19 protein-coding genes are annotated in these 26,997 nt (G+C 65.8%); 14 read left to right on the top strand and 5 right to left on the bottom strand.

Features of this window, described 5'->3' with window-relative positions:
* The first annotated feature begins 5 nt into the window (after nt 1-5).
* From treZ to QMX85_RS01615, 13 genes are all read left to right on the top strand, one after another.
* On the top strand, nt 6-1,784 hold the full coding sequence (gene treZ, locus QMX85_RS01675; RefSeq protein ID WP_282338445.1) for a malto-oligosyltrehalose trehalohydrolase: 1,779 nt from the start codon (nt 6-8) through the stop codon (nt 1,782-1,784).
* The gene (malQ, locus tag QMX85_RS01670; protein ID WP_282338444.1) at nt 1,781-3,853 is read left to right on the top strand and encodes a 4-alpha-glucanotransferase; all 2,073 of its coding nucleotides are present in this window, start codon (nt 1,781-1,783) and stop codon (nt 3,851-3,853) included. The genes treZ and malQ overlap by 4 nt, the downstream gene beginning before the upstream one ends.
* Nucleotides 3,854-6,643 (top strand): malto-oligosyltrehalose synthase, encoded by a 2,790-nt coding sequence (locus tag QMX85_RS01665; RefSeq protein WP_282338443.1) that lies wholly within the window; start codon nt 3,854-3,856, stop codon nt 6,641-6,643.
* Between the two features lie 17 nt (nt 6,644-6,660).
* Nucleotides 6,661-7,029: a DUF2934 domain-containing protein gene (locus QMX85_RS01660; protein WP_282338442.1), complete on the top strand. Its 369-nt coding sequence runs from the start codon at nt 6,661-6,663 to the stop codon at nt 7,027-7,029.
* A 42-nt stretch (nt 7,030-7,071) separates the two neighbouring features.
* Complete coding sequence (gene glgX, locus QMX85_RS01655; RefSeq protein ID WP_282338441.1) at nt 7,072-9,228, top strand: glycogen debranching protein GlgX; 2,157 nt, start codon at nt 7,072-7,074, stop codon at nt 9,226-9,228.
* 14 nt (nt 9,229-9,242) lie between these two features.
* Nucleotides 9,243-10,250 carry an acyl-CoA dehydrogenase gene (locus QMX85_RS01650; RefSeq protein WP_282338580.1) on the top strand — a complete coding sequence of 336 codons (1,008 nt, stop codon included), beginning with the start codon at nt 9,243-9,245 and terminating at the stop codon, nt 10,248-10,250.
* Complete coding sequence (locus QMX85_RS01645; RefSeq protein ID WP_282338440.1) at nt 10,247-11,005, top strand: PIG-L family deacetylase; 759 nt, start codon at nt 10,247-10,249, stop codon at nt 11,003-11,005. The genes QMX85_RS01650 and QMX85_RS01645 overlap by 4 nt, the downstream gene beginning before the upstream one ends.
* On the top strand, nt 11,002-11,601 hold the full coding sequence (locus QMX85_RS01640; protein WP_282338439.1) for an SAM-dependent methyltransferase: 600 nt from the start codon (nt 11,002-11,004) through the stop codon (nt 11,599-11,601). Before QMX85_RS01645 ends, QMX85_RS01640 begins: the two co-directional genes overlap by 4 nt.
* A 180-nt stretch (nt 11,602-11,781) precedes the next feature.
* Complete coding sequence (locus QMX85_RS01635; RefSeq protein WP_282338438.1) at nt 11,782-12,195, top strand: CBS domain-containing protein; 414 nt, start codon at nt 11,782-11,784, stop codon at nt 12,193-12,195.
* A gap of 37 nt (nt 12,196-12,232) precedes the next feature.
* On the top strand, nt 12,233-13,018 hold the full coding sequence (locus tag QMX85_RS01630) for an endonuclease/exonuclease/phosphatase family protein (RefSeq protein WP_282338437.1): 786 nt from the start codon (nt 12,233-12,235) through the stop codon (nt 13,016-13,018).
* A complete protein-coding gene (gene clsB / locus QMX85_RS01625; protein WP_282338435.1) occupies nt 13,015-14,250 on the top strand; it encodes a cardiolipin synthase ClsB in 1,236 nt (411 codons plus the stop codon). Before QMX85_RS01630 ends, clsB begins: the two co-directional genes overlap by 4 nt.
* Entirely contained in the window at nt 14,247-15,239 is a 993-nt protein-coding gene (locus QMX85_RS01620; RefSeq protein WP_282338434.1) for a lysylphosphatidylglycerol synthase domain-containing protein, read from the top strand. The genes clsB and QMX85_RS01620 overlap by 4 nt, the downstream gene beginning before the upstream one ends.
* A gap of 120 nt (nt 15,240-15,359) precedes the next feature.
* Nucleotides 15,360-15,617 (top strand): DUF1652 domain-containing protein, encoded by a 258-nt coding sequence (locus QMX85_RS01615; protein ID WP_090230768.1) that lies wholly within the window; start codon nt 15,360-15,362, stop codon nt 15,615-15,617.
* A gap of 123 nt (nt 15,618-15,740) precedes the next feature.
* Here the strand turns inward: QMX85_RS01615 and glgB are convergent, their stop codons facing one another.
* From glgB to QMX85_RS01590, 5 genes are all read right to left on the bottom strand, one after another.
* Nucleotides 15,741-17,954, bottom strand: coding sequence for a 1,4-alpha-glucan branching protein GlgB (glgB, locus tag QMX85_RS01610; RefSeq protein WP_282338433.1), 2,214 nt, complete (start codon nt 17,952-17,954; stop codon nt 15,741-15,743).
* Nucleotides 17,951-21,283, bottom strand: a complete 3,333-nt coding sequence (treS, locus tag QMX85_RS01605; protein WP_282338432.1) for a maltose alpha-D-glucosyltransferase — start codon at nt 21,281-21,283, stop codon at nt 17,951-17,953. Before treS ends, glgB begins: the two co-directional genes overlap by 4 nt.
* Nucleotides 21,284-21,344: 61 nt before the next feature.
* Nucleotides 21,345-23,348: an alpha-1,4-glucan--maltose-1-phosphate maltosyltransferase gene (locus tag QMX85_RS01600; RefSeq protein ID WP_282338431.1), complete on the bottom strand. Its 2,004-nt coding sequence runs from the start codon at nt 23,346-23,348 to the stop codon at nt 21,345-21,347.
* A 238-nt stretch (nt 23,349-23,586) separates the two neighbouring features.
* A complete protein-coding gene (locus QMX85_RS01595) occupies nt 23,587-24,522 on the bottom strand; it encodes a Ku protein (protein WP_282338430.1) in 936 nt (311 codons plus the stop codon).
* Between the two features lie 161 nt (nt 24,523-24,683).
* Nucleotides 24,684-25,697 (bottom strand): zinc-dependent alcohol dehydrogenase family protein, encoded by a 1,014-nt coding sequence (locus QMX85_RS01590; protein WP_282338429.1) that lies wholly within the window; start codon nt 25,695-25,697, stop codon nt 24,684-24,686.
* A 226-nt stretch (nt 25,698-25,923) separates the two neighbouring features.
* Here QMX85_RS01590 and QMX85_RS01585 point away from each other — a divergent pair, with 226 nt between their 5' ends.
* Entirely contained in the window at nt 25,924-26,841 is a 918-nt protein-coding gene (locus QMX85_RS01585; RefSeq protein ID WP_090230784.1) for a LysR family transcriptional regulator, read from the top strand.
* Nucleotides 26,842-26,997 lie beyond the last annotated feature (156 nt).

Below are 26,997 nucleotides of genomic sequence, written 5' to 3'. Positions count from 1 at the left end.
ATGCAATGGCTCCCGAAGTGATCGACAGCGGGCGGCACGGCGCCGTGTTGCTCGAACAAGGCAAAACCCGCTTTTCCCTCTGGGCACCGGACGCCCGCAGCGTGGCCGTCGAACTGGACGGCGGACATCGTCATCCGCTGGAGAAATCCGCCGATGGCTGGTTCCTCGCCGAGCTTCCGGTAGGCGCCGGTACACGCTACCAGTACCGCATCGATGACGACCTGCTGGTGCCCGATCCCGCGTCGCGGGCGCAATCGGGTGACGTCCATTCGCCGAGCGTGGTGGTCGACCCGCAGGCCTATGCCTGGCAATCCACCGACTGGCTGGGTCGCCCCTGGCGCGAGACGGTGCTCTACGAACTCCATGTGGGACTGCTGGGCGGTTACGCCGGCGTCGAGAAGCACCTGCCGCGTCTGGTCGAGCTGGGCGTCACCGCGATCGAGCTGATGCCGCTCAACGAGTTTCCCGGCGCACGCAACTGGGGCTATGACGGCGTCCTGCCCTACGCACCCGAGGCCTCCTACGGCACGCCGGACGAGCTCAAGCACCTGATCGACACGGCCCACGGGCTCGGCCTGATGGTCTTTCTCGATGTCGTCTACAACCACTTCGGCCCGGACGGCAACTACCTCGGCGCCTACGCCAAGGACTTCTTCAACCACGACCTGCATACGCCATGGGGCGACGCCATCGACTTCCGCCGCAGCGAGGTGCGCGACTTCTTCATCGACAACGCGCTGATGTGGGTGAACGATTACCGCTTCGACGGCCTGCGCCTGGACGCCGTGCATGCGATCTCCGAGCGTGACTTCCTCGTCGAGCTGTCCAAGCGCGTGCGCGCCTCGCTGCAACCCGGCCGCCATGTGCACCTGGTGCTGGAAAACGAGAACAACGCCTCCAGCTTGCTGGAGAACGCTTTCGAGGCGCAGTGGAACGACGACGGGCATAACGTCCTGCACGTGCTGCTCACCGGCGAGCACCAGGGTTACTACGCCGACTACGCCAGCGACGCCACCGCCAAGCTGGCCCGCTGCCTCGGCCAGGGCTTCATCTATCAGGGCAACGCCAACCGTCACGGCAAGTCGCGCGGCGAGCCCAGCGGCCACCTGTCGCCAACGGCCTTCGTGCTGTTCCTGCAGAACCACGACCAGACCGGCAACCGTGCCTTCGGCGACCGTCTGGTCGGCCTGGTGGAAGAACCTCGTGCACTGCGCGCGGCGACCGCTGTGCTGCTGCTTTCGCCGATGATCCCGATGCTGTTCATGGGCGAGGAATGGGGCGCGAAGCAGCCCTTCCTGTTCTTCACCGATCATCACGGCGAACTGGCCGAGGCGGTGCGTGAAGGACGCCGTGGCGAGTTTTCCGAGTTCGCGGAATTCAACGACGAACGCAAGCGCGCGCTGATTCCCGATCCGAACGCCGAAAGCACCTTCGAGGCGTCCCGTCCCGATTTCGCCGCAGTCGGGGAACCGGAGCATGCCGAGTGGCATGCGCTGTACAAGTCGTTGCTCGCGCTGCGCCATGCGCAGATCGTCCCTAACCTGGCGCAGGCGAAGATGCTCGGTGCCGAGGTGGTCGGCGACAAGGCCGTGGTCGCGCGCTGGCAGCTGGGTGAGCGGGTGCTGCGCATCGAGCTCAACCTGGGCGCCGAGGCGCTGTCGCTGGCGGATTCCTGCGCCGCTTTCGAGCCGATCCACGAGAGCGTCGACAGCGCCTTCGACGCACGCGCACAGGGACAATTGCAAGGTCTCGCGGCCTTGGTCTTCTGGGAGAACCGAACATGAGTGCCCTGCTTCACAAGCTGGCCCGCGCCGCCGGCGTGGCGATCGACTGGGTGGATGCCGACGGCCGTGCGCAGAGCGTGACCGACGAGGTCCTGCGTTCGGTGCTGGGCGGGCTCGAGTTGCCCGCCGAGGACGACGAGCAGGTGCTCGACAGCCTCGAAAAGCTCCGCCGCATCCTCGGTTCGGGCAACCTGCCGCCGCTGCTCACCGTCGATCGAGGCCAGTGGCTCGACCTGTCCCACTACTTTTCGCCCAACGCCTTGTGCGAAGTCGAGCTGGAGAATGGCGGGCGCCTCGCCCTGCACCTGAGCGACCACGGCTGGCTGCCGGCGCTGGACGAAATCGGCTATCACACGCTGCGTTTCGCCGGCGAACAGTGCGTGCTGGCCGTGGCGCCGCAGCGCTGCTTCAACATGAGCGATGCCACGGGAAGCCGTCATCCACGTGCCTGGGGCATCGGCGTGCAGCTGTATTCCCTGCGCCGCGCCGGCGACGGCGGAATTGGCGATACCCAGGCGCTGGAGGTCCTCGCCCGCTCGGCTGCGGCGCATGGCGCCGACGCGCTGGGCATCAGCCCGGTGCACGCCATGTTCAGCGCCGACAGCAACCGCTACAGCCCCTATTCGCCGTCGAGTCGTCTGTTCAACAACGTGCTCTACAGCGCGCCGGGCAGCATCCTCGGCGAGCGAGCGGTACGCCAGGCGATAGAGTCGGCCGGGCTGGAAGCCGAAATGCAGCGCCTGGAGCAGCTCGAACTGATCGACTGGCCCGCCGCTGCCGCCGCTAAGCAGCGCCTGTTGCGGGCGCTCTACGAGGATTTTCGCACCGGCGGAAATCCCCTGGCCGAAGACTTCGCCAGCTTCCGCCGGCATGCCGGCGAGGCGCTGGAAAACCACTGCCGCTTCGAGGCGCTGCACGCCTTCCACATCCGCGAAGGCGACATCTGGGACTGGCGTCACTGGCCGCAGGAGTACCGCAACCCGCACAGCGCCGCTGTCAGCGACTTCGCCCGCGAGCACGCCGAGGAAATCGGCTACCACGCGTTCTGCCAGTGGCTGATCGACCGCGGCCTGGATCGCACGCAGACTGCAGCGCGCTCCGCCGGCATGCACATCGGCCTGATCAGCGACCTCGCCGTCGGCGCGGATGGCGGCGGCAGCCAGGCCTGGAGCCGGCAGGCGCAGCTGCTCTCGCAGCTCACCGTCGGCGCGCCGCCGGACATCCTCAACCGCTCGGGGCAGAGCTGGGGCATCTCCGCCTTCTCGCCCTGGGGGCTGAAGGCGCACGGATTCTCCGCCTTCATCGAGATGCTGCGGGCGAACCTCGCCCACGCCGGCGGCATGCGTATCGACCATGTCATGGGGCTGCATCGCCTGTGGGTGATGCCCGCCGGCGCCAGCTCCGATCAAGGCGCCTACCTGCATTACCCGGAAGAGGACCTGCTACGCCTGCTGGCCCTGGAATCGGTGCGCCACCATGCCATTGTCCTCGGCGAAGACCTCGGCACCGTGCCCGAAGGCCTGCGCGAGCGCCTGGCCGCGCGCGGCATCCTCGGCATGCGCGTGCTGCTGTTCGAGCAGGACCACGGCCAGCGTTTCTTCGCCCCGCAGCAATGGCCGGAGACCTCCATCGCCACCACCAGCACCCACGATCTGCCGCCGATCCCGGCGTGGTGGAAAGGCGGCGACATCGAATGGCGCGCCCGCATCGACGGGCTCGCCGAGGACAAGCTCGAAGAGCAGCGCCGCGCCCGCGCCCGCGAGCGCGAGGGCCTGCGCGCCGCACTATCGCTCGCCTGCGATTTGCCCGCCGATGTCACGGCGCAGTCCCCCGCGCTGGGTGACGCCGCGGCCGCCTTCATCGGCCTGACGCCCGCGCCGCTGGCGTTGCTGCCGATGGAGGACGTGCTCGGCCTGGAAGAGCAACCCAACCTCCCCGGCACCACCGACGAACACCCAAACTGGCGACGCCGCTGGGAAGGCGACTGCGCCGACCTGCTCGACGCCCCGGTACCCCGCCAGCGCTTGCTGGTTCTCCACAAGGCCCGCCACCAAACGGAGCAAAACTAGATGAAGCCACTCAGCGCCACGCTGCGCTTGCAGTTCCATAAAGGCTTCACGTTGGACGATGCCGTCCCGCTGGTCGACTACTTCGCCAGCCTCGGTATCAGCCACCTTTATGCCTCGCCCCTGCTTACAGCCCGCCCTGGTTCGATGCACGGCTACGACGTCGTCGACCCCACCGCGATCAACCCGGAACTCGGCGGCGAAGCCGCGCTGCATCGCCTGGTCGCGGCGCTGCGCGAGCGCGGCATGGGGCTGATCCTCGACATCGTGTCCAACCACATGGCCGTGGGCGGATCGAACAATCCCTGGTGGCTCGACGTGCTCGAGTGGGGCACCCGCAGCCCGTACGCGCAGTTCTTCGACATCCAGTGGAATTCGCCCGATCCGTTGCTAGAGGGGCAGTTGCTGGTGCCCTTCCTGCGCTCAGACTACGGCGAAGTGCTGCAGGCCGGCGAGATCGTCCTGCGGTTCGACGCCGACAGCGGCGCGTTCTACGCGGAGCACTACGAGCACCGCTTTCCGATCAGCCCGCCCAGCTATGTCGAGCTGCTGAGCGGCAGCGGTAACCCCGAGCTGATCGCGCTGGGCGCGCGCTTCGCCACCCTGCGTGAGCAGGAAAATCCCTACCAGTGCGCCAAGGAACTGCGCGCCGAGCTGGCCGAGGCCGCGAGTCGGGGCGATGCCAGCGAGGATATCCAGCGCATGCTGGCGCGCTTCGACGCCACCCAGCCAGAAGGCTTCCAGCGCCTGCATGCCCTGCTCGAACGCCAGCACTACCGCCTGGCGAGCTGGCGCACGGCCGGCGACGACATCAACTGGCGGCGCTTCTTCGACATCAACGAGCTTGGCGGCCTGCGCGTCGAGCGGCCGGTGGTGTTCGAGGAAACCCACGCGAAAATCTTCGAGCTCGTCGCCGACGGGCAGATCGACGGCCTGCGCATCGACCACGTCGACGGCCTGGCCAATCCTCGCGGCTACTGCCGTCAACTGCGCCGGCGTGTCGAACGGCTGATCGCCGGGCGCTCGTCAGAGACTGCCCTGGAGCACTTCCCGATCTACGTCGAGAAGATCCTCGGCCCCGAGGAGCAGCTGCAACGCGACTGGGGCGTGGACGGCACCACCGGCTATGAGTTCATGAACCAGGTATCGCTGCTGCAACACGACCCGGCTGGCGCGGGGGTCCTCGGCGAACTGTGGAGCCGGGTGAGCGAGCGCACGGCGGATTTCATGGAGGAAGTGCGCGCCGCCAAGCAACTGGTGGTCACCGGTTCCCTGGCCGGCGACTACGAGACGGTCGCGCAGCTGCTGCTGCAGGTCGCCCGTGGCGACCTGATGACCCGCGACCTTACGCTTGGCGCCATCCGCCGCGCGTTGCTCGAACTGATCGTGCATTTCCCGGTGTACCGCACCTACATCGGCGCCACCGGCCGCCGTGAGTCGGACGAGCCGTTCTTCCAGCAGGCACTGGAAGGCGCGCGCAGCACGCTCGGCGAGGCCGACTGGCCGCTGCTCGCCCACCTGGAGCGCTGGCTCGGCGGCGAACCGCTGCGCGACGTACCGCCGGGGCCGATCCGGGCCGCACGCAAGCAGGCCTGCGTGCGCTTCCAGCAGCTCACCTCGCCGGCGGCGGCCAAGGCGGTGGAAGACACCGCCTGCTACCGCAGCGCCGTGCTGCTCTCGCGCAACGACGTCGGCTTCGACCCGCAGCTGTTCAGCGCCCCGCCCCAGGCCTTCCACGCCGCCGCGCTGGAACGTGCGGAGGCCTTCCCGCGCAACCTGCTGACCACCGCCACCCACGACCACAAACGGGGCGAGGACACCCGGGCGCGGATCACCGTGATCAGCGAGCGTGCGTCCTGGTTCGCCGAGCAGGCGGACCGCTGGCTGGAAATGGCCGCACCGCTGCGCGCGGACCTCGCCGATGGCGCCGCGCCGTCGCGCGGTGACGAGCTGATGCTGATGCAGATCCTGCTCGGCAGCTGGCCGCTGGACCTCGATGCCGACGACGCTGCCGGCATGCAGGAGTACGCCAAGCGGATCGGCCAGTGGCAGGAGAAGGCCGTTCGCGAAGCCAAGCTGCGCAGCACTTGGAGCGCGCCCAACGAGGCTTACGAAAGCGCCTGCCGCGCCTATCTGGAACGCCTGTTGCTGCAGGACGAAGGCGCGCAGCTGCGTCGCGAGATCGCCGCGGCTGCGATGAGCATCGCCCCGGCCGGCGCGCTCAACGGTCTGGTCCAGACCTTGCTGCGGATGACCGCGCCCGGCGTGCCCGACCTGTACCAGGGCGCCGAGTTCTGGGACTTCAGCCTGGTCGACCCGGACAACCGCCGTCCGGTCGACTTCGCCGCCCGCCGCGAGGCGCTCGCCGCCGAGCGGAATCCCGCCGAACTGATTGCCAGCTGGCGCGACGGACGTATCAAACAGTGGCTGATCGGCCAGACGTTGCAGCTGCGTGCAGAGCTGCCGGAACTGTTCACGGCCGGTGATTACCTGCCGCTGGAAGTGCATGGCGAACAGGCGGTGCGCGTTCTCGCGTTCGCCCGCCGCCATGAAGGGAGGAGCGTCGTGGTCATAGTGCCGCGGCTGACGTTCACGCTGCTCGGAGGTGGTGACAATCCGGCCATAGCGCCCGATAACTGGGGAGATACCTATGTGCAACTGCCTGAAAGTCTGGCGAATCAGGGGCTGAGGGGACTTTTTGACGGTGGCGCAGTCACACACAACGAGCAGGTGCGGCTTGCCGAGGTCCTGGCTGCGTTTCCGCTAGGCATTTTGCGATCTGAACCAACGTAAAACATGGAGACTTCAAAATGAGTGCTAAAGACGAGCGTATACGCGAATTCGCCTACCAGATCTGGGAATCGGAAGGCCGCCCAGATGGTCAGGAGCAGCGGCACTGGGAGATGGCCCGCAAGCTGGCCGCCGCCGAGTCGCTGCCCGCGAGCAAGGCCAAGGCTCCGGCCAAGCCGCGCAAGGCAAGCAAGCCGAAGGCGGCACCGGAACCCGCAGCCCCCGCACCCGCTGCCGGCGCCAGCGACAAGCCTGCCCTGGTGAAGAAGCCGCGCAAACCGGCCGAGCCCAAGTCGAGCGCGCCGAATGAGTCCAAACCGGCTGCGCCGAAGTCCGCCGCGTCCAAACCCGCCAAGCCGGCTACCAAGCCAACCGCCCCGAAAGCCTGAACGTCCCTTGCAGTGCGCTTGCCATTGCGCATAGGAGAAAGCATGAGTACTGAGCGTAAAGCCGCTGCATCCGTGACCAACCCCTCGCGAATACGCGAGGGGTTGCCCCATCCTCTCGGCGCGACCTGGGATGGATTGGGCGTGAATTTCGCGATATTTTCCGCGCACGCCACCAAGGTCGAGCTCTGCCTGTTCGACGAAGCCGGCGAGGTGGAGCTCGAACGCATCGAACTGCCCGAGTACACCGACGAGATCTGGCACGGTTATCTGCCGGATGCGCATCCCGGCCAGATCTACGGCTACCGCGTGCACGGCCCCTACGCGCCGAGCGAAGGCCACCGTTTCAACCCCAACAAATTGCTCATCGACCCCTACGCCAAGCAGCTCATCGGCGAGCTGAAATGGTCGGAGTCGCTGTTTGGCTACACCATCGGCCACAAGGATGGAGACCTCAGCTTCGACGAGCGCGACAGCGCGCCCTTCGTGCCTAAGTGCAAGGTCGTAGACCCCGCCTTCACCTGGGGCGACGATCGCCCGGTGCGGGTGCCGTGGGACCATACCATCGTCTACGAAACCCACGTTCGAGGCTTCACCAAGCGTCACCCGGACGTGCCGGAAAACCTCCAGGGTACCTTCGCCGGGCTGATGCACGAGTCGGTGATCAAGTACATCCGCAAGCTCGGCGTGTCCTCGGTGGAGCTGCTGCCGATCCACGGTTTCGTGCAGGACCAGCATCTTCTCGAAAAAGGCATGTCCAACTACTGGGGCTACAACAGCATCGCGTTCTTCGCGCCGCATGCGAAGTATCTGGCGGGCAGCAGCATCAGCGAGTTCAAGCAGATGGTCGCGCACCTCCACGATGCCGGCCTCGAAGTCATCCTCGACGTGGTCTACAACCACACCGCCGAGGGCAACGAGCTCGGCCCGACGCTATCGATGCGTGGTATCGACAACGCCAGCTACTACCGGCTGATGCCGGACGACAAGCGCTACTACATCAACGATTCGGGCACCGGCAACACCCTGGACCTCTCGCACCCCTGCGTACTGCAGATGGTCACCGACTCGTTGCGCTACTGGGCCGGTGAAATGCACGTGGACGGTTTCCGCTTCGACCTGGCGACCATTCTGGGGCGCGAGCACGATGGCTTCGACGAGCGCCACGGCTTCCTGGTCGCCTGTCGCCAGGACCCGCTGCTGAGCCAGACCAAGCTGATCGCCGAGCCGTGGGATTGCGGCCCCGGCGGCTATCAGGTGGGCGGCTTCCCGCCGGGCTGGATGGAGTGGAACGACCGCTTCCGCGATACCGTGCGCTCGTTCTGGAAAGGCGACGAAGACAAGCTCTCCGAGTTCGCCAAGCGCATCACCGCCTCCGGCGACATGTACAACCAGCGCGGGCGCCGGCCATTCGCCTCGGTCAACTTCGTCACCGCCCACGATGGCTTCACGCTGCACGACCTGGTGTCGTACAACGACAAGCACAACGAGGACAACGACGAGAACAACCAGGACGGCAGCAACAACAACCTGTCCTGGAACCACGGCGTCGAAGGCCCCACCGACGATCCGGAAATCCGCGCGCTGCGGCTGCGCCAGATGCGCAACTTCATGGCCACCCTGTTGTTCTCGCAAGGCACGCCGATGCTGGTCGCCGGTGACGAATTCGCCCGCACCCAGCATGGCAACAACAACGCCTACTGCCAGGACAGCGAGATTGGCTGGATCGACTGGAACCTCGACGAAGACGGTGAAGCCCTGCTCGCCTTCGTTCGCCAGGCCATCCAGTTGCGCCTGAAGTACCCGATGCTGCGTCGGGGGCGTTTCCTGGTCGGCGCCTACAACGAGGAACTGGGCGTCAAGGACGTCACCTGGCTGGCGCCGAACGGTGAGGAAATGACAGTCGAGCAATGGCACGACCCGCACGGCAAATGCCTCGGCATGCTGCTGGACGGCCGCGCGCAGCCGACCGGCATTCGCCGCGCCGGCGCCGACGTCACCCTACTGCTGATCTTCAACTCGCACTTCGACGTGGTGAATTTCCGCCTGCCGGCGGTGCCCGAGGGCGAGCACTGGACCTGCCTGGTGGATACCAACCGTGCGGACGCCGCCGGCGATGAACTCTTCGAGTTCGATACCGAGTACGGCATCACCGGCCGCTCGCTGTTGCTCTTCGAATTGCAGAAGGTGAAGTCGGAGTGAGTGAGCGGGCTCTGCTGCCCGCAGCGCTGGGCGAATGGCTGAACGGTCGCGAGGATGGCCACGCGGGGCTGGGCGAGCTGATCGCCTGCCTGCGCGAGCTGCGACTCGCCGGCCTGGACGATCTCCCTCTGCCCGGCTCCGGGCAGACCCTGCAACGCTGGCGCGCGCTCTCCTGCGTCGCCAGCCATGACCTCAACCTGTGCAAGCTCTACGAAGGCCACACCGACGCGCTGGCGGTAATGGCCGAGCTGGGCGCGCCGGCACCTGCGGAAGATTCGCTGTGGGGCATGTGGGCGGCCGAACCGCCGCAGGCCAAGGTGCGCATCGTTGCCGAGTCCGGCGGCGAAGTGCGCCTGGACGGCACCAAGGCCTGGTGCTCGGGGGCCGACCAGCTAACCCACGGACTGCTCACTGCCTGGAACGCCAACGGGGAGCAGCAGTTGGTGGCGGTGAAGATGGACCAGCCCGGCGTCAGCACCAACAGTGGTAGCTGGCAGGCGATCGGCATGGGTGCCACGCAGAGCGTCGAGGTCAGTTTCCGTCGTGCCCATGGCGTGCTCGTCGGGGGACCGGGCGATTACCTTCGTCGTCCCGGATTCTGGCAAGGCGGTGGCGGCATCGCGGCCTGCTGGCACGGTGCGGCCCAGGCCCTGGCGGAGTACCTGCGTGGCCAGGGGCGTCGTGGCGAGCCGCATACGCTGGCTCACCTGGGCGCGGTGGACGCGGCCTTGCAGGCCAGCGCCGCGCTGCTGCGCGACTGCGCCGAGTGGATCGATCGCAACCCCACCGCCAGTGCCGAATTGGCGGTCCGCCGTTCCCGTGCCGTGTGCGAGGACGCCGCGGAGTCGCTGCTGCGGCACGTCGGCCGTGCGCTCGGCGCTGCGCCGCTGTGCCTGAACCGGCGCTACGCCCGGCTGGCCACCGATCTGCCGGTGTTCCTGCGCCAGAGCCATGCCGAACGTGACCTGGCCGCACTCGGCGAACTGGTGGTGAGGGATCCGGCGGGCAGCTGGCTGCTATGAAGGCCAATCCCATCGTCGGCAGCGGCACCTCGATCGAGGCCTGGGCCGGGTCCCGGCACCTGGCGGAAGTGGAAGAAATCGATCTGCAGCGCCTGGTCCCGACCGGCAGTCGCGCGGTGATCGTCGCGCCGCATCCGGACGACGAGGTGTTGGGGTGCGGCGGCCTGTTGCAGGCGCTGTCCCGCGCCGGCAATCCGCTGCTGCTGATTTCCGTCACCGACGGCGATGCCAGCCATCCCGGCTCGCGGCGCTGGCCAGTGGAACGGCTGGTCCAGGCCCGCCCGCTGGAAAGCGCCGAGGCGTTGCGTCGGCTGCAGATCGATGTCGACGCGTTGCCGTGGATTCGCGCGGCATTGCCCGACAGCGCCGTGGCCTCCCGGGAAGACAAGCTGCAAGCCCTCATCGCCGAGACCTTGCAGCCGGGCGACGTGGTTTTCGCTACCTGGCGCGAGGACGGCCACTGTGACCACGAAGCGGTAGGTCGCGCCGCGTCGGCGGCTGCGCGCGCGGCAGGCGCCCGTTTGGTGGAAGTACCTATCTGGGCCTGGCACTGGGCCGACCCGGAGGACCCACGCCTGCCCTGGCAACGCGCCCGCAAACTGGTTCTCGACGAGGCCATGCTCGCGCGCAAACGCCAGGCCATGCAGGCGCACGCCAGCCAGTTGGAGGGCGACCCGGACATTCATCTGCCACCGGTACTGGACGCGCATGCGCTCGAGCGCCTGTTGCGACCCTTCGAGGTGTTCTTCCTATGAGCGTGGGCGATGCCTATTTCGATGAGCTATTTGCCGGCAACGACGATCCCTGGGCGTTTCGCCAGCGCTGGTACGAGCGTCGCAAGCGCGCCCTGACCCTGGCTGCCCTGCCCCGCGACCGCTTCGCCGCGGCCTTCGAGCCCGGCTGCGCCAACGGAGAACTGAGCGCGGAGCTGGCCGAGCGCTGCGACAGCCTGCTCTGCGGCGATACCTCGGCCGCCGCCGTCCGACTGGCGCGGCAGCGTCTGGAAGGGTTTCCCCACGCCCGCGTCGAGCAGATGCGCCTGCCCCAAGGCTGGCCGGAGCAGCGTTTCGACCTGATCGTTCTCAGCGAGGTCGGCTACTACCTGGCGCAGGACGATCTTCTGGCCCTGGCCGAGTGCATGCGCTCGTCGCTCACCGACGACGGGATTCTCGTCGCCTGCCACTGGCGGCATCCCATCGACGGCTGCCCGCTGATGGGCGACCAAGTGCACCGGCTGCTGGGCGACGCCCTGCAAATGGAATGCCTGATGACCCATCTCGAGCCGGATTTCGTCATGCAGTCGTGGTCGCGCGACGGCACCAGCGTGGCCGCACGCGAGGGCCTGGCCTGATTCAGGTTCGGCGGCGCTGATCCTCGTCGCCGAATCGCCGCGCCTCCCGTCATCGCGCTCTGGCACTTCTTGTGCCGGAACCCTCCTCCTCCTGATCAGTCGGAATAACTAGGCGCCCATTGCGGGCGCAGCCTGCGCCCTTGCGGCTGCAGCGCCGGTTTTTTGCAAAGGAGCCAGCCCATGAAGATCAACCAGATCATGACCCGCAACGTGCAGACGCTGCGTCCGGATCAGAGCATTCGCGATGCGGCGACGCTGATGGCGAGGATCGATACCGGCGCCCTTCTGGTTCACGAGAACGGCCGCCTGGTGGGCATGGTCACCGACCGCGACATAACCCTGCGCGCCGTCGCCGAAGGTCTCGACGCCGACACGCCGGTACGCCGGATCATGAGCTCGGGGGTGCGGTACTGCTTCGACGACGAAGACGTGCAGCAGGTCGCCCGCAACATGGCGCACAACCAGATGCGCCGGCTGCCGGTGCTTAATCGCGAGAAACGCCTGGTCGGCGTGGTGTCGCTCGGCAACATCGCCAGCACCTTCAATGATCGCGCCCAGAGCACCGTGCTGCTCGGTGTGGCCCAGGCCCACTGAGCGCCCCGCCCCGGCAAAGACGCCAAGGAGTTCGGATTTGAATTTGCAAAGCTCTCAACTGGATGCGCACCTGGCGAGTTCGGTGCATTCGCTGAAGGTGCTGACGGTGAACACGCACAAGGGTTTCACGCTGTTCAACCGGCGCTTCATCCTGCCCGAGCTGCGCGATGCGGTGCGCAGCATTTCCGCCGATATCGTATTTCTGCAGGAAGTCCACGGCACCCATGAGAAGCACGCGTTGAGGTTTCCCGACTGGCCGGCCACCTCGCAGTATGAGTTTCTCGCCGACAGCATGTGGAGCGACTTCGCCTACGGCCGCAATGCGGTCTACCAGGATGGCGACCACGGCAACGCGCTGCTCTCCAAGTTTCCGATCCTGCGTTACCAGAACCTCGACGTGTCCATCAGCGGTCCGGAGCGGCGCGGGCTGCTGCACTGCGAGTTGCAGGTGCCCGGTCACGACGCCTTCCACGCCATCTGCGTTCACCTCGGCCTGCGCGAAGCGCACCGCCAGCAGCAGCTGGGCCTGCTCTGCGACCTGATCGCCAGTCTGCCGCCGGACGCCCCGGTGGTGGTGGCCGGCGACTTCAACGACTGGCGGCTCAAGGCCAGCCCAGTGCTGGAGCGCGGCGCGAACATGCACGAGGCCTTCGCCCAGGCGCACGGCATCGTCGCCCGGAGCTTCCCGGCGCACTGGCCGCTGCTGCGCCTGGACCGCGTCTACGTGCGCAACGCCACCACGCGCAACCCGCAGGTTCTGTCGAACCGGCCCTGGTCGCACTTGTCAGACCATGTACCCCTGGCCGTGGAGATCCACCTATGAAATTCAGCTGGCGTGATGGAAACCGCCTGCAGTTGCTGGAAAACGGTGAGGAATTCTTCCCACGCGTATTCGAGATGATTCGTCAGGCGAAGAAGGAAGTCCTGCTGGAGACCTTCATCGTCTATCAGGACAAGGTCGGTAATGAACTGCGTGACGTGTTGATCGACGCCGCCCAGCGTGGCGTACGTGTCGACATCACGCTGGACGGCTACGGTTGCGCGGACCTGACCCCGGACTACATCGCCGGGCTGACCTCCGCTGGAGTGCGCCTGCACCTGTTCGACCCACAGCCCAAGTTCCTTGGCATGCGCACCAACCTGTTCCGCCGCCTGCACCGCAAGATCGTGGTGATCGACGGGGAGCGCGCGTTCATCGGCGGGATCAACTACTCCGCCGATCATCTCGCCGACTTCGGCCCGGAAGCCAAGCAGGACTATGCCGTGGAGATCGAAGGCCCGGCCGTCGACGACATCCATCGCTTCGCGCTGAAGACCATCGCCCCCCGCGAGCATCCGAAGCGCTGGTGGCAGCGCCGCGTACAGGAGTCCATCGGGCGAACCTACAACCACAGCCGCGGCAACGCCCGCATACTCTTGGTCACTCGCGACAACGAGAACCATCGCAACGACATCGAGGAACACTACCTCGAGGCTATCCGTTCGGCGCGCAGCCACCTGCTGATCGCCAACGCCTACTTCTTCCCCGGTTATCGTGTGCTCCGGGAAATTCGCAATGCGGCCCGCCGCGGCGTGCGGGTTCGCCTGATTCTGCAGGGCCAGCCGGACATGCCGATCGCCAAGCTCGCCGCACGGATGCTCTACAACTACCTGCTGCGCGACGGCGTGCAGATTTTCGAATATTGCCGGCGTCCGCTGCACGGCAAGGTGGCCCTGGCCGACCACGATTGGTCCACCGTGGGGTCCAGCAACCTCGATCCGCTGAGCCTGTCGCTGAACCTTGAAGCCAACGTGATCGTCCGCGACCCGGTGTTCAATCGGCACCTGCACGAACGGCTGGACCTGCTGATCCAGCACCACTGCAAGACGGTTCCCCTTGAGCGGATGGTGCGCGGGTATTTCTGGCGTGCGCCACTGGTGTTCCTGATATTCCACTTCCTGCGCTATTTCCCCTCGATGATCGCCAAGCTCCCGGCCAGTAAGCCACGCCTTGCGCTCGTCGAGCCACCGGCGGACTCCCCCGCCGTCGCCAACCTGCAGCGAGACGGCCAATGAGCGCATCCAGTCAAACCCGGCACTCTTCGTTCGCCGAACGTCATCGATGGTGGCCGATCGCCAAAAAGCTGCTGACCTATGCCTTCTTCATCATGGTGGTGGTGCTGCTCGTCGCGCTGGCCAAGAAGGTGGACTGGGATGAGGTAATCACCACGCTGCGCGCGTACAGCATGAAGACGCTGGCTTTCGCCGGCCTCGCAACCTTGGGCAGTTACCTGGTCTATACCAGCTTCGACTTGCTCGGGAGGCGCTACACACGGCATAGCCTGCCGGCGTCGCAAATACTGCCGGTGACCTTTGTCTGCTATGCCTTCAACCTCAACCTCAGCGCCTGGGTCGGCGGCATCGCCTTTCGCTACCGCCTGTATTCGCGGCTCGGCCTAAAGAATTCGGTGATCACCCAGATCTTCACCCTGAGCCTGATGACCAACTGGCTCGGCTACATGGCGTTGGGCGGAACGGTATTCGCTCTGGGCTGGGTGAAGATGCCGGAAAGCTGGTCCATCGGCACGGGCACGCTGCGACTGATCGGTGTACTGCTGGTCGCGGTGACGCTGATCTACCTCGGCCTATGCGCCTTCTCCAAGCGCCGTGCCTGGACGATCCGTGGCCATGAGATCGGCCTGCCGTCCATGCGCATGGCAGCCAGCCAACTGGTGCTGGGTGGCTGCAACTGGGGGCTGATGGCGCTGGTGGTGTACATCATGCTGCAGCAGAAGGTTGATTATCCGACCGTGCTGGGCGTCCTGCTGATCAGCAGCATCGCCGGGGTCGTCACGCACATTCCGGCCGGGTTGGGGGTGCTGGAGACGGTGTTCGTGACCCTGCTGCAGGGGCAAGTTTCCAAGGGCAGCATGCTCGCCGCGCTGATTGGCTATCGCGTGCTCTACTTCCTGATCCCGCTGTTGCTCGCCTCGCTGGTGTACCTCCTGCTGGAGTCCCAGGCGAAGAAACTGCGCAACATGAACAGCGACAAACAGGCCGACTGATCCTCGCCTGGAACGTTTCGCCCGGCCCGTGCGCTACCGGGCGGAATGCCACTTCGCTTCGTTGAAATGTCACCAAATCCGGCTAGCCTTGTTGGACACTACAAACGTGGGTGAGCCAACATGATGACGATCTCTTTTCAGGAGGCTCGGCAAATCATCGAGCTGTCCTTCGTACCGCTTGCCTGCGAATGCAAGGAAGAGGAACAGGGCATTACTGTCCGTCTGTTCCACGCGCAGAGCGGCGAACCGCAACTGGTGGTCACGGCCATCGCGCCCGAGCGCTACGCCAGCATCCGTGCGATTTCCCAGCTGGTCCTGGAAATTCGCCAGGAGCTTTCCGTCGCCAAACTCCGCAAGCAGATGAGCTACAGCCTTTGAGCCCCAGCCCTGCCATGTTCGGCCGGGCTTTCGCCCTTCCCGTCCCGACCCATCCGTGAATGCAAAACGCCGGACGATCAGGTCCGGCGTTTGCTTTTCAGGGAAGGCGCGCGAGGCGGCCGATCAGGCGGGGCGCAGGATCAGCACGCCAAGCGGTGGCAGGTTGAGGGACAGCGACTGCTTCTCGCCGTGGCTATCGATGCTCTCGGCAAGGATCGCGCCGGAATTGCCCAGGTTTGAGCCGGCGTAGCATTCGGCGTCACTGTTGAACAGCTCCTGCCAGTTGCCCTCACGCGGCACGCCGATTCGATAACCGTGACGAGGCACCGGCGTGAAGTTGGCGACCACCAGCAAGGGCTCGCCCGCCAGGCTCCAGCGCAACCAGGCGTAGACACTATTCCCCGAGTCGTCGCCGATCAGCCACTGGAAGCCTTCCGCATCGCAGTCGCGCTCGTGCAGCGCGGGCTGCTCGCGATACAGCCGGTTGAGGTCGCTGACCAAGCGCTGCACGCCCTGGTGATCGGCGTACTTCGTCAGGTACCAGTCCAGTTCGCGGTCATGGCTCCATTCGCGCCACTGGCCGAACTCGCAGCCCATGAACAGCAGCTTCTTGCCCGGATGCGTCCACATGAACGACAGGTAGGCACGCAGGTTGGCGAATTTTTGCCAGCGATCGCCGGGCATCTTGTCGATCAGCGAGTGCTTGCCGTGCACCACTTCATCGTGGGAAATCGGCAGCACGAAGCGCTCGGAGAAGGCGTACAGCAGGCCGAACGTCAGCTTGTCGTGGTGATAGCGGCGGTTGATGGAGTCTTCTTCGATGTACTTGAGGCTGTCATGCATCCAGCCCATGTTCCATTTGTAATCGAAGCCCAGTCCGCCTTCCGAGGTCGGCTTGCTTACGCCCGGCCAGGCGGTGGATTCCTCGGCGATCACCAGGGCGCCGGGCGCCTCGACGTTGACCACATCGTTCAGGTGACGGAGGAAGTCGATGGCTTCGAGGTTCTCGCGCCCGCCGAAGCGGTTCGGAACCCATTCGCCCTGCTTGCGCGAATAGTCGCGGTAGAGCATCGAGGCCACCGCATCCACGCGCAACGCGTCGATGTGGAAATCCTTCAGCCAGTGCAGCGCCGAAGCGATCATGAAACCGTGCACTTCGGTGCGGCCGAGGTTGTAGATGTAGGTTTCCCAATCCTGATGGAAGCCTTCGAGCGGGTTTTCGTACTCGTACAGCGCGGTGCCGTCGAAGCGCGCCAGGCCGTGCGGGTCGGTGGGGAAATGCGCGGGCACCCAGTCGAGAATCACCCCGATGCCGGCACCGTGACAGGCGTCGACGAAGGCGGCGAAATCCTGCGGCGTGCCGAAGCGTCCGCTCGGGGCGAACTGCGACAGCGGCTGGTAACCCCAGGAACCGCCGAACGGGTGCTCCATGATCGGCAGCAATTCGATGTGGGTGAAGCCCATTTCCTGGACGTAGGGAATCAGCCGCTCGGCCAGTTCCCGCCAGTTGTAGAGGCGCCCTTCGTCACCGCCCTCGCGGCGCCAGGAGGCGGCGTGCAGCTCGTAGATCGACAACGGCGCGCTCAGCGCCTGGCGCTGCCCGCGCTGTTCCATCCACGCGCGGTCCTGCCAGTCGTGGCGCAGCGGCGCGGCCACGATGGACGCAGTGCTGGGCGGCGTTTCGGTGGACAGCGCCATCGGGTCCGCCTTCAGCGGCAGCACGCCGTCCTGGCCGAGCAGCTCGAACTTGTACGGTTCACCGGGCTGCAGCCGCGGGATGAAGATCTCCCACACCCCGCTCGGGTGGCGCAGGCGCATCGGGTGGCGGCGACCGTCCCAGCCGTTGAAGGCGCCGACCACCGAGACCCGCCGGGCATTCGGAGCCCATACAGCGAAGCGCACGCCCTCGACATCGCCCAGCGTGACCACCTGCGCGCCGAGGCAGCGCCCCAGATCGCGGTGATTGCCTTCGGCGAACAGGTAGAGGTCCATCTCACCCAGCAGCTCGCCGTAGCTGTAGGGGTCTTCGGTGATCTGCTCGCCGGTCGCCCAGCGGATGTGCAGCAGGTACGGCTGGGCGATGTCGAGGCGACAGAAATACAGGCCGGGCGCCTGCGCCTGGTCCATCGCGCAGATGCGGTTGCCGGTGTCGCGCTCGAGAACATCCACCCCCAGCGCGTTGGGCAGGTAGGCGCGGATGATCAGCCCGTCGCGGTCCGGGTGGGGGCCGAGAATCGAGAACGGGTCGCCATGCTCGGCGCGAATCAGCGCTTCGACAGCGGAATCGTCGGGCAGCAGGCCGACCCCTGGAAGGGAAATGGCCGGGCGGTCACTCATGAGTTGGTGTCTCCATCGGATAGCTGTTGCGCCAGGTCGAGCAGGCCCTGCACCGGCACGCTCAACCAGGCCGGGCGGTTTTCGGCTTCGTAGGCGATCTCGTAAGCGGCCTTCTCGAGGCTGAACAATACCAGTGCAGCCTCGTCTCCACCCTCCTCTGACCACTTGTGCGGCAAATCGGCAGCGGCGGCTCGATAGGCTTCGAGGAAAACCAGCCCAGCCGTCTGCCGATAGGTCTTGGCGATCTTGCGCCGGGCGGCATCCGCCTCGGCGGAGACGTCCGCCGTATGGGTGTTGCGAATCGCCATCGCGGCGGCGTAGTCGAACGAGCGCAGGATGCCGCTGACGTCCTTATACGGGCTGTGCTTGGCGCGACGCTCCGCCAGCGAACGGGCCGGCTCGCCCTCGAAGTCGATGAAGTAGGCATCGCCCTTCACCACCAGCACCTGGCCGAGGTGCAGGTCGCCGTGCACCCGGATACGCAGGCCGCCAACCGCCCGCTTGGCCAGCGTATCGACGGCGCCGAGCAGCTCCTTGCGCCGCGCGAGCAGCGCGGCGATGGCCTCGCCGGTCGCGGCATCGACAGCGCTGCGGCCTTCGAGCAGCGAAAACGCATGTTCGAGCTGCTGGCGGATGCTTTTCGCCAGCGCCACGCCATCCTTCTTGCTGGTCGGCTCCGCCTTGAAGTCGGCGTTGTCGGTCGGCTTGGCGAGTACCTTGTGCATCTCGCCCAGCCGCTGCCCGAGCAGGCGCGAGAAGTCCTGCAGCTCCGCGAGGGTGCTGTACTGGTTCTCGTGGCCCGAGACCCCGCCGGCGATCTCGTCGCGGATCGCCCGTTCCAGGCTGTTCTGCGTCCATTCCCAGGCATCGCCCTGGTTGGCCATGTAGCGCTGCAGGATCATCAGCACGTGGCCTTCGCCGTTGGCGTCGATGCGCTGCACTTCGCCCAGCACGGCGGCGATGTTGGGGAACTCACCGGCGGTGAGATACAGGCCCATCTCCAGTTCCGGGTGCACACCGGCGGACACGCGGCGCAACAGCTTGAGCACCATCGAGTCGCCGATCACCACCGAGCTGTTGGATTGCTCGGCGGACAGGTAGCGCACGCCGGACTCGGCGGGCTCCTCGATGGCCGCCAGTTGCGCCGTGGGCACGAAGCAAATCTCACCGGCGTCGCTGCTCACCGTCTGCTCGCTGCGCAAGGCCTGGAGCACCGAGCGGACGAAACTCTCCAGCGTGAAGGCGTCGGTCAGCAGACCCACCTGGCGACCGCGGCGTACTCGCGCCAACGCGAGTTGCTGCGGCAGCGCGGCGCCGAATTCCTCTTCCGGGAGGAAGCCCAGCGGCAGCTGGAAGCGGCTGGTGGCGGTATCGGTTTCCACCTCGATCTCGCTGAGCAGCATCGGCCGCGGGCCGTCGTTCAGGCGCGTCGCATAGGCGATCCTGACGTTCCTGATCACCGAGTCCTTGCCCGGGAACCAGCGCCGCTTGGGCAGATACGCCGGCAGCGACGTGCCTTCCAGCACGCCACGCGACGGTTCTTCGAGCAGTTCCTCGACGCGGCGCTTGAGCACCAGCGTCGGAAAGTCCGGCATGGTTTCGACCGGAACCTGGTGCCAGCTCGGCATGGTCGCCTCGGAGGCCAACAGGAACCAGTAGAAGCCGTAGGGCGGCAGCGTCAGCAGGTACGGCAGCTGACCGATGGGCGGGAAGGCGCTGCCGCCGAGCATTTCCACCGGCACCCGGCCTTCCAGCGCAGAAAGGTCCAGCTCCACGGCCTGGGCGGCGCGGGATACGTTGGCCACGCAGAGGATGGTTTCGTGTTCGCCGTTGGGGCCGTCGAACTCGCGCAGGTAGGCGAGGATGCGCCGGTTGCTCGGCGCGAGCATTTTCAGCGTGCCGCGGCCGAAGGCCTTCTGCTGCTTGCGCACGGCGAGCATGCGCCGCGTCCAGTTGAGCAGCGAATGCGGATCGCGCGACTGCGCCTCGACGTTGATCGACTGGTAGCCGTACAGCGAATCCATGATCGCGGGCAGCACCAGGCTGGCCGGGTCGGCGCGCGAGAAGCCTCCGTTGCGGTCCACCGACCACTGCATCGGCGTGCGCACGCCGTCACGGTCACCCAGGTGGATGTTGTCGCCCATTCCGATCTCGTCGCCGTAGTACAGCGTCGGTGTGCCCGGCATCGACAGCAGCAGGCTGTTGAGCAGTTCGATGCGCCGGCGGTCGCGCTCCAGCAGCGGCGCCAGGCGGCGGCGGATGCCCAGGTTGATGCGTGCGCGGCGGTCGGCAGCGTAGTAGTTCCAGAGGTAGTCGCGCTCCCGGTCGGTGACCATCTCCAGGGTCAGCTCATCGTGGTTGCGCAGGAAGATTGACCATTGGCAGTTGGCCGGGATTTCCGGGGTCTGGCGAAGGATGTCGGTGATCGGGAAACGGTCTTCCTGGGCGATCGCCATGTACATGCGCGGCATCAGCGGGAAGTGGAACGCCATGTGGCACTCGTCGCCGTCGCCGAAGTACAGCTGGGTGTCTTCCGGCCACTGGTTGGCTTCGGCCAGCAGCATGCGGTCCGGATAGTTGGCGTCGATCTCGGCGCGGATCTGCTTGAGCACCGCGTGGGTCTCCGGCAGGTTCTCGTTGTTGGTGCCGTCGCGCTCGATCAGGTAGGGAATCGCGTCCAGGCGCAGGCCGTCGATACCCATGTCCAGCCAGTAGCGCATGATCGAGATCACCGCCTTCATCACCTGCGGGTTGTCGAAGTTCAGATCCGGCTGGTGCGAATAGAAACGGTGCCAGAAGTACTGCTGGGCGACCGGGTCCCAGGTCCAGTTTGACTTCTCGGTATCGAGGAAGATGATCCGCGTGCCGTCGTACTTCTGGTCGGTATCGGACCAAACGTAGAAGTCGCGGGCCTTGGAGCCCTTCTTCGCCTTGCGCGCGCGCTGGAACCACGGGTGCTGGTCCGAGGTGTGGTTGATGACCAGTTCGGTGATCACCCGCAGCCCGCGGGCATGCGCCTCGGCGATGAAGCGGCGGGCGTCGGCCATGGTCCCGTAGTCGGGATGGATGCCGCGGTATTCAGCGATGTCGTAGCCATCGTCGCGGCGCGGCGATGGGTAGAACGGCAGCAGCCAGATGGTGTTCACGCCGAGTTCGGCGATGTAGTCGAGCTTCTCGATCAGGCCGGGGAAATCGCCGATCCCATCGTTGTTGGAGTCGTAGAAGGATTTCACATGGACCTGGTAGATGACCGCGTCCTTGTACCAGAGCGGATCGTCGATGAACGCGGCAGGCTTGCGGGAACGTGGGCTTTTCTTGGGCTTCGCCATCGTGGCTTTCCTTCTTGGCCGGGCGCGCGGCGCCCGAAATATCGCTGTGAGGCGGTTGGGTTCAGTTCGCGCTGATGCGCCAGATTCCGAACGGCTGGTGCCACGGCTCGATGCGCATCCACTGGTTCTTGCCGTGCCAGGTCCAGCGGTGGCCGGTCATCAGGTCTTCGCCATGGGTGTCGGCATGGTCGGGCAGGCCCAGCTCCCAGAGCGGCAATTCGAAGTGCGCTTCCTGGGCGTTGAACGGATCGAGGCAGACGGCGACCAAGATGAAATTGGAGCGATCCGCCGTGCGCTTGCCGAAGTAGAAGATGTTGTCGTTCCAGGCGGTGTAGGCCTGGAAGCCCAGGTGCGTCTGCAGCGCGGGGTTCTGCCGGCGAATGCGGTTGAGCTGGGCGATCTCGGCGCTGATGTTGCCGGGCGCGGTGTAGTCGCGCGGGCGCAGCTGGTACTTCTCGGAGTCCAGGTACTCTTCCTTACCCGGTATCGGCGCGGCCTCGCACAGCTCGAAGCCGGAATACATGCCCCACAGGCCGGAGCCCATGGTCGCCAGGGCGGCGCGGATGAGAAATCCGGCGCGCCCGCTTTCATGCAGGAACACCGGGTTGATGTCCGGTGTGTTGACGAAGAAATTCGGTCGGTAGCAGTCGCGCAACGGCGGCTGGTTCAGCTCGGTGTAGTAGCTGGTCAGCTCGTCCTTGGTGGTGCGCCAGGTGAAGTAGGTGTAGCTCTGGTTGAAGCCGGCCTTGCCCAGGCGCGCCATCATCGCCGGCTTGGTGAAGGCCTCGGCGAGGAACAGCACCTCGGGATGCTTGTGGCGGATGTCGGCGATCAGCCATTCCCAGAAGGGCAGCGGCTTGGTGTGCGGGTTGTCGACGCGGAAAATCTTGACGCCCTCTTCCACCCAGCCGGCCACCACGTCGCGTAGGGCTATCCACAGGTCGGGCATGGCGTCATCGGCATAGAAGTCGACGTTGACGATGTCCTGGTACTTCTTCGGCGGGTTCTCCGCATAGCGGATGGTCCCGTCCGGACGCCAGGCGAACCAGCCCGGATGCTCCTTGAGCCAGGGATGGTCCTGGGAACATTGGATGGCGAAATCCAGAGCGATCTCCAGGCCGTGCTCGGCCGCCGCGGCCACCAGCTCGCGGAAATCCTCGCGGGTGCCGAGTTGCGGATGGATCGCCTCGTGGCCACCGTCGGCGCTACCGATGGCATACGGGCTGCCGGGATCGTCCGGCCCGGCGAACAGGGAGTTGTTCGGGCCCTTGCGATGCGCCCGGCCAATCGGATGGATCGGCGGGAAATACAGCACGTCGAAGCCCATGTCGCGGATGCGCGGCAACTGGCCGATGACATCGTTGAAGGTGCCGTGGCGCGCGGGGTCGTCGGTCTGCGAGCGGGGGAACAGCTCGTACCAGCTGGCGAACTGGCTCTGTGTGCGCTCCACCTCGAGCGGGAACATGTTGCTGCGAACCAGGTGCTTTTTCTCGTCCGCCTCGGCCATCGCCTGCGCCGCCTCGTCGGAGAGCAGCACCGCGACCTTGGCGGTCTGGTCCGGCGCCGTGCCAAATTTGTCCAGCAGCCCGCTGATCACGTCGCGGGCCTGGCCCTGGGCCAAGCCGAACACGCGCATCAAGTGCGTGCGACCTTCCTCGATCTCCAGGTCGATGGACACGCCGGCCGCGTGCTTCTTGCTCAACTCGTAGCGATAGGACTCGAACAGATCCCACCAGGCTTCGACGACGAAATGGTGGCGACAGACGCGGATCGGCGTGAAGCGCCCTTGCCAGGCGTCGTTGCCCAGCTCGGCCAGCGGCACCCGGTGCCACTCGGCTTCGTCCTCGGCGCGCCAGGCGATGCAGGCGCCGAGCTTGTCGTGGCCATCGGCGAAAATCTTCGCGTCGACGATCACCGGTTGTCCGGCGATGGTCTTAGCGGCGAAGCGGCCCTCATCGAGGGTGGGCTGACACGCTTCGATGGCGATTCGTGGCAGTTGCAGGGCGCGATCCAGCGTCAGCAGCGTGCCCTGTTCGCGTGGATCGTGGATGGGAGCATCTGGCATCGGGCGACTCCTGAATGGCGCATCGGGTGACTGCTTCCCCTGCTGCCCTGGCAAGAAGCTGATCGTTGAAGGCGGTAGGAGAGGCTGAAAAGAGACGGCCGCGGTGCGCTGCGACCCTGTTAATTCCGAACGGGAGGCATCCCAAAAGTTCCTCCCGCGCGACGCCCGTCGCCGCCACCGATGAATCGGCGAGGCCTCTGCGACGCGGGCGTTCGGCCATTCTCCGACAGCCGCCCGCTCAACTGGCCTTTTTCTTCGTTGTACGGCTGGCGGCCGGTTTCGTCGCCGTCTTGGCAGCCGGTTTGCGCGCCGGTTTTTCGGCCTTCTCGGTCTTCTCGGTTTTCTTTGGCGCAGCCTTCGCCGCCTGCTTGCTCGCGGCGGGCTTGGCGCCGAGGCTGCGCTTGAGCAGTTCGGTCAGATCGATCACGTCCGCACTGCGACGCTCGCCACCGTCGTCGTCGGGCTCACTGACGGCTTCCACCTTGCCCTCCTTCGCCTTCTGCTCCACCAGCGCCATGATCTGTTCCTGGAAGGTGTCCTTGTACTGTTCTGGCTGCCAGTCCTCGCTCATTTCCTCGATGAGCCGGGTCGCCATGTCCAGTTCACGCTTGGCCAGGTCGGGCTTGATCGCCTCGTCCTTCAGTTCGAGTGCCTCGATCCCGCGGACCTCGTCGGCCCAGCGCAGGGTGTTGAGCACCAGCGCCTCGCCCAGTGGCATGACCACGGCCAGGTGCTGCTTGGTGTGCAGCACGACATTCGCCAGCCCGACCTTGCCGGTGGCTACCAGCGCCTCGCGCAGCAGCGCGTAAACCTTCTCGCCGCGGCGGTCGGGTGTCAGGTAGTACGGCGTATCGATGAACAGGAAGGGGATTTTCTCGGCATCGACGAAGGCGACGATATCTACCGTCTGGGTGGCTTTCGGGTGCGCGGCGCGGATTTCCTCCTCGCTGATCACCACGTAGTGGCCCTTCTCCAACTCGACGCCCTTGACGATGTTTTCCTTCTCGATGTCCTTGCCGGTGACCTTGTTGATTCGTTTGTAGCCCACCGGGTCCATGCTGCGCTTGTCCAGCCAGTCGAAGTCGACGCCCTGGCGCGTGGTCGCCGGCACCAGCGCCACGGGAATATGCACCAGGCCGAAACTCACCGCGCCCTTCCAGATTACCCTCGGCATGTCGCTCTCCTCGTCTCTCACGTCCTATGAGGAGTGGGCCGGGCGAAAAAAAGTTTCCCCCGGACGACCAGCCGTCAGGCGCCGCCGTCCGGGCCACCGCGGCTTCCGGCGCGCAAAAAAAATGCCGCCCGAAGGCGGCATTCTGCGTCAGGAAACGCGTATCAGACCTTCAGCACGACCCGGCCACGGCAGTCGCCGCTTTCCAGGTACTGGTGCGCCGCGACCACATCCTCGAACGCGAAGACCTTGTCGATGTTCGCCCGCAGCAGCCCGTCGCGGGTCAGCTGGTTGATCTGCGCCAGCGCCCGCTCGACCACCTCGTGGTCCGGCTGGATGCCCAGCTCCGGGCTGCCGGTGAAGTCCACCAGGCAGTGCACGAAGAACTTGAAGTTCTTCTCGAACGCCGCACAGGCCGGAAACGGTGTCTGGTTGCCGCCGTTCAGTCCATAGAGGATCAGCTTGCCGCGCGGCGCCATGATGTCGCCGAGCAGTCCCATCTGCGGGCCGCCGCAGGCATCCAGCACCACATCCACACCGTGCCCGTCGGTGAGTTTCTTGAGGCGTCCGACCAGATCTTCCTCCTCGGTGGCGATGACCTTGTCGGCGCCGAGGCCGATCAGGTAGTCGCGATCGTCCGAGGTGTCGCTGGTGGCGAACACCTGGGCACCCAGCGCCTTGGCCATCTGGAGCGAGGATGGCCCTGAACAGTGGCTGGCATCGGTGATCAGTACCCGCTGGCCGGCCTTCATTCGCGCCAGCTCGGTGAAGCCCAGGTAGGCGATCAGCAGCGGCATGTAATGCACTGCGGCCTGCTCGGCGCTGAGCACGTCCGGATAATGGGTCAGCGAAGTGCTCGGCATCAGCATGCATTCGCCATACGCCGGATACTCGTTGACGCTGTGGCCCAGGAAGCTCGCGACACGGTCGCCGACCTTGAAACGAGTGACTTCACTACCGATTGCGATGACCTCGCCGGCCAGCTCGCTGCCGAGCCCCGCGGGGAGTTGCGCATGCTGCGGTGCCAGGTCCTGGCGCCAGAGCACATCGCCCCAATTGACGCCGATCGCCTCGACACGCACCATCACTTCACCGGCATTCGGCTGGCGAACAGACTGTTCTTCGATCCTCAGCACATCGGCCGGACCGAACTGGTGGAAACGGATCACGCGGTTCATCGCATACCTCGAATTCACTCTCAATGCCTACGGACTTTATCCGTTGAAGGGCGGCAACTCTACCTGTCGGCATCGATAGTGGTCATGCCTGGCAGTGATTCGGTGTGCAGACACGCTGCAAAAAAGCCTTCAAATCCAGACCCGGCTGAGTAAGATGCCGGAACGAAAAAAACTCCCGGCGTACGTCCGGGAGCCCCGCCTAGACCCCGTGCCGCGAGTGAAGGGAATGAACCGCAACGACTTGCGTCGCCTCGACCTCAACCTGCTGATCGTCTTCGAGACGCTGATGCACGAGCGCAGTGTGACCCGCGCCGCGGAGAAGCTGTTTCTCGGTCAGCCGGCGATCAGCGCGGCGCTTTCGCGCCTGCGCAGCCTGTTCGACGACGCCTTGTTCGTGCGCACCGGACGCAGCATGGAACCGACCGCGCGGGCGCAGGAAATCTTCGCCCTGCTCTCGCCGGCGCTGGATTCGATTTCCACTGCGGTCAGCCGCGCCAGCGAGTTCGAGCCGTCCACCAGCAACCTGGTGTTCCGCATCGGCCTCTCCGATGAAGTCGAGTTCGCCCTGCTGCCGCCGCTGCTGCGGCGCATCCGAACCGAGGCGCCAGGCGTGGTGCTGGTGGTGCGTCGCGCCAACTACCTGTTGATGCCGAATCTGCTGGCCTCCGGCGAGATTTCCGTCGGCGTCAGCTACACCGACGAGCTGCCGGCCAATGCCAAGCGCAAGGTCCTGCGCCGTAGCAAGCCCAAGGTACTGCGCGCCGACTCGATTCCCGGCCCGCTGACGCTGGAGGATTTCTGCTCGCGGCCGCACGCGATGGTCTCGTTTGCCGGCGACCTCAACGGCTTCATCGACGAGGAACTCGAACTGGTCGACTGCAAGCGCCGCGTGGTGCTCGCCGTGCCTCAGTTCAACGGCCTGAGTACGCTGATCGCCGGCACCGACATCATCGCCACCGTGCCGGACTACGCCGCGGACGTGATGGCCGCCGGTGGCGGGCTGCGCGTCGAGCCGCTGCCGTTCGACAGCACCCGCTCCTTCGAGCTGTCGATGGCCTGGCGTGGCGCCCAGGACAACGACCCGGCCGAACGCTGGCTGCGTTCGCGCATCCAGATGTTCATCGGCGATCCGGACAGCCTCTGACCGGCAACCGCGGCGATTCGACGCGCGCGGGAACACCTGTGATGGAACTATCGATATTGCGAGATGTATCCATCAGCCATATCGATAATCACATTCGGCTCGTTCGATTCGCCTAGCCGTGGCCTCCGAAGCAGACTCCGCTCCATTCAGCAATCG

This window comes from Pseudomonas sp. PS02288, from assembly GCF_029959715.1.
Classification (GTDB): domain Bacteria; phylum Pseudomonadota; class Gammaproteobacteria; order Pseudomonadales; family Pseudomonadaceae; genus Pseudomonas_O; species Pseudomonas_O kuykendallii.
This window is presented reverse-complemented; position numbering and strand designations above follow the sequence as displayed.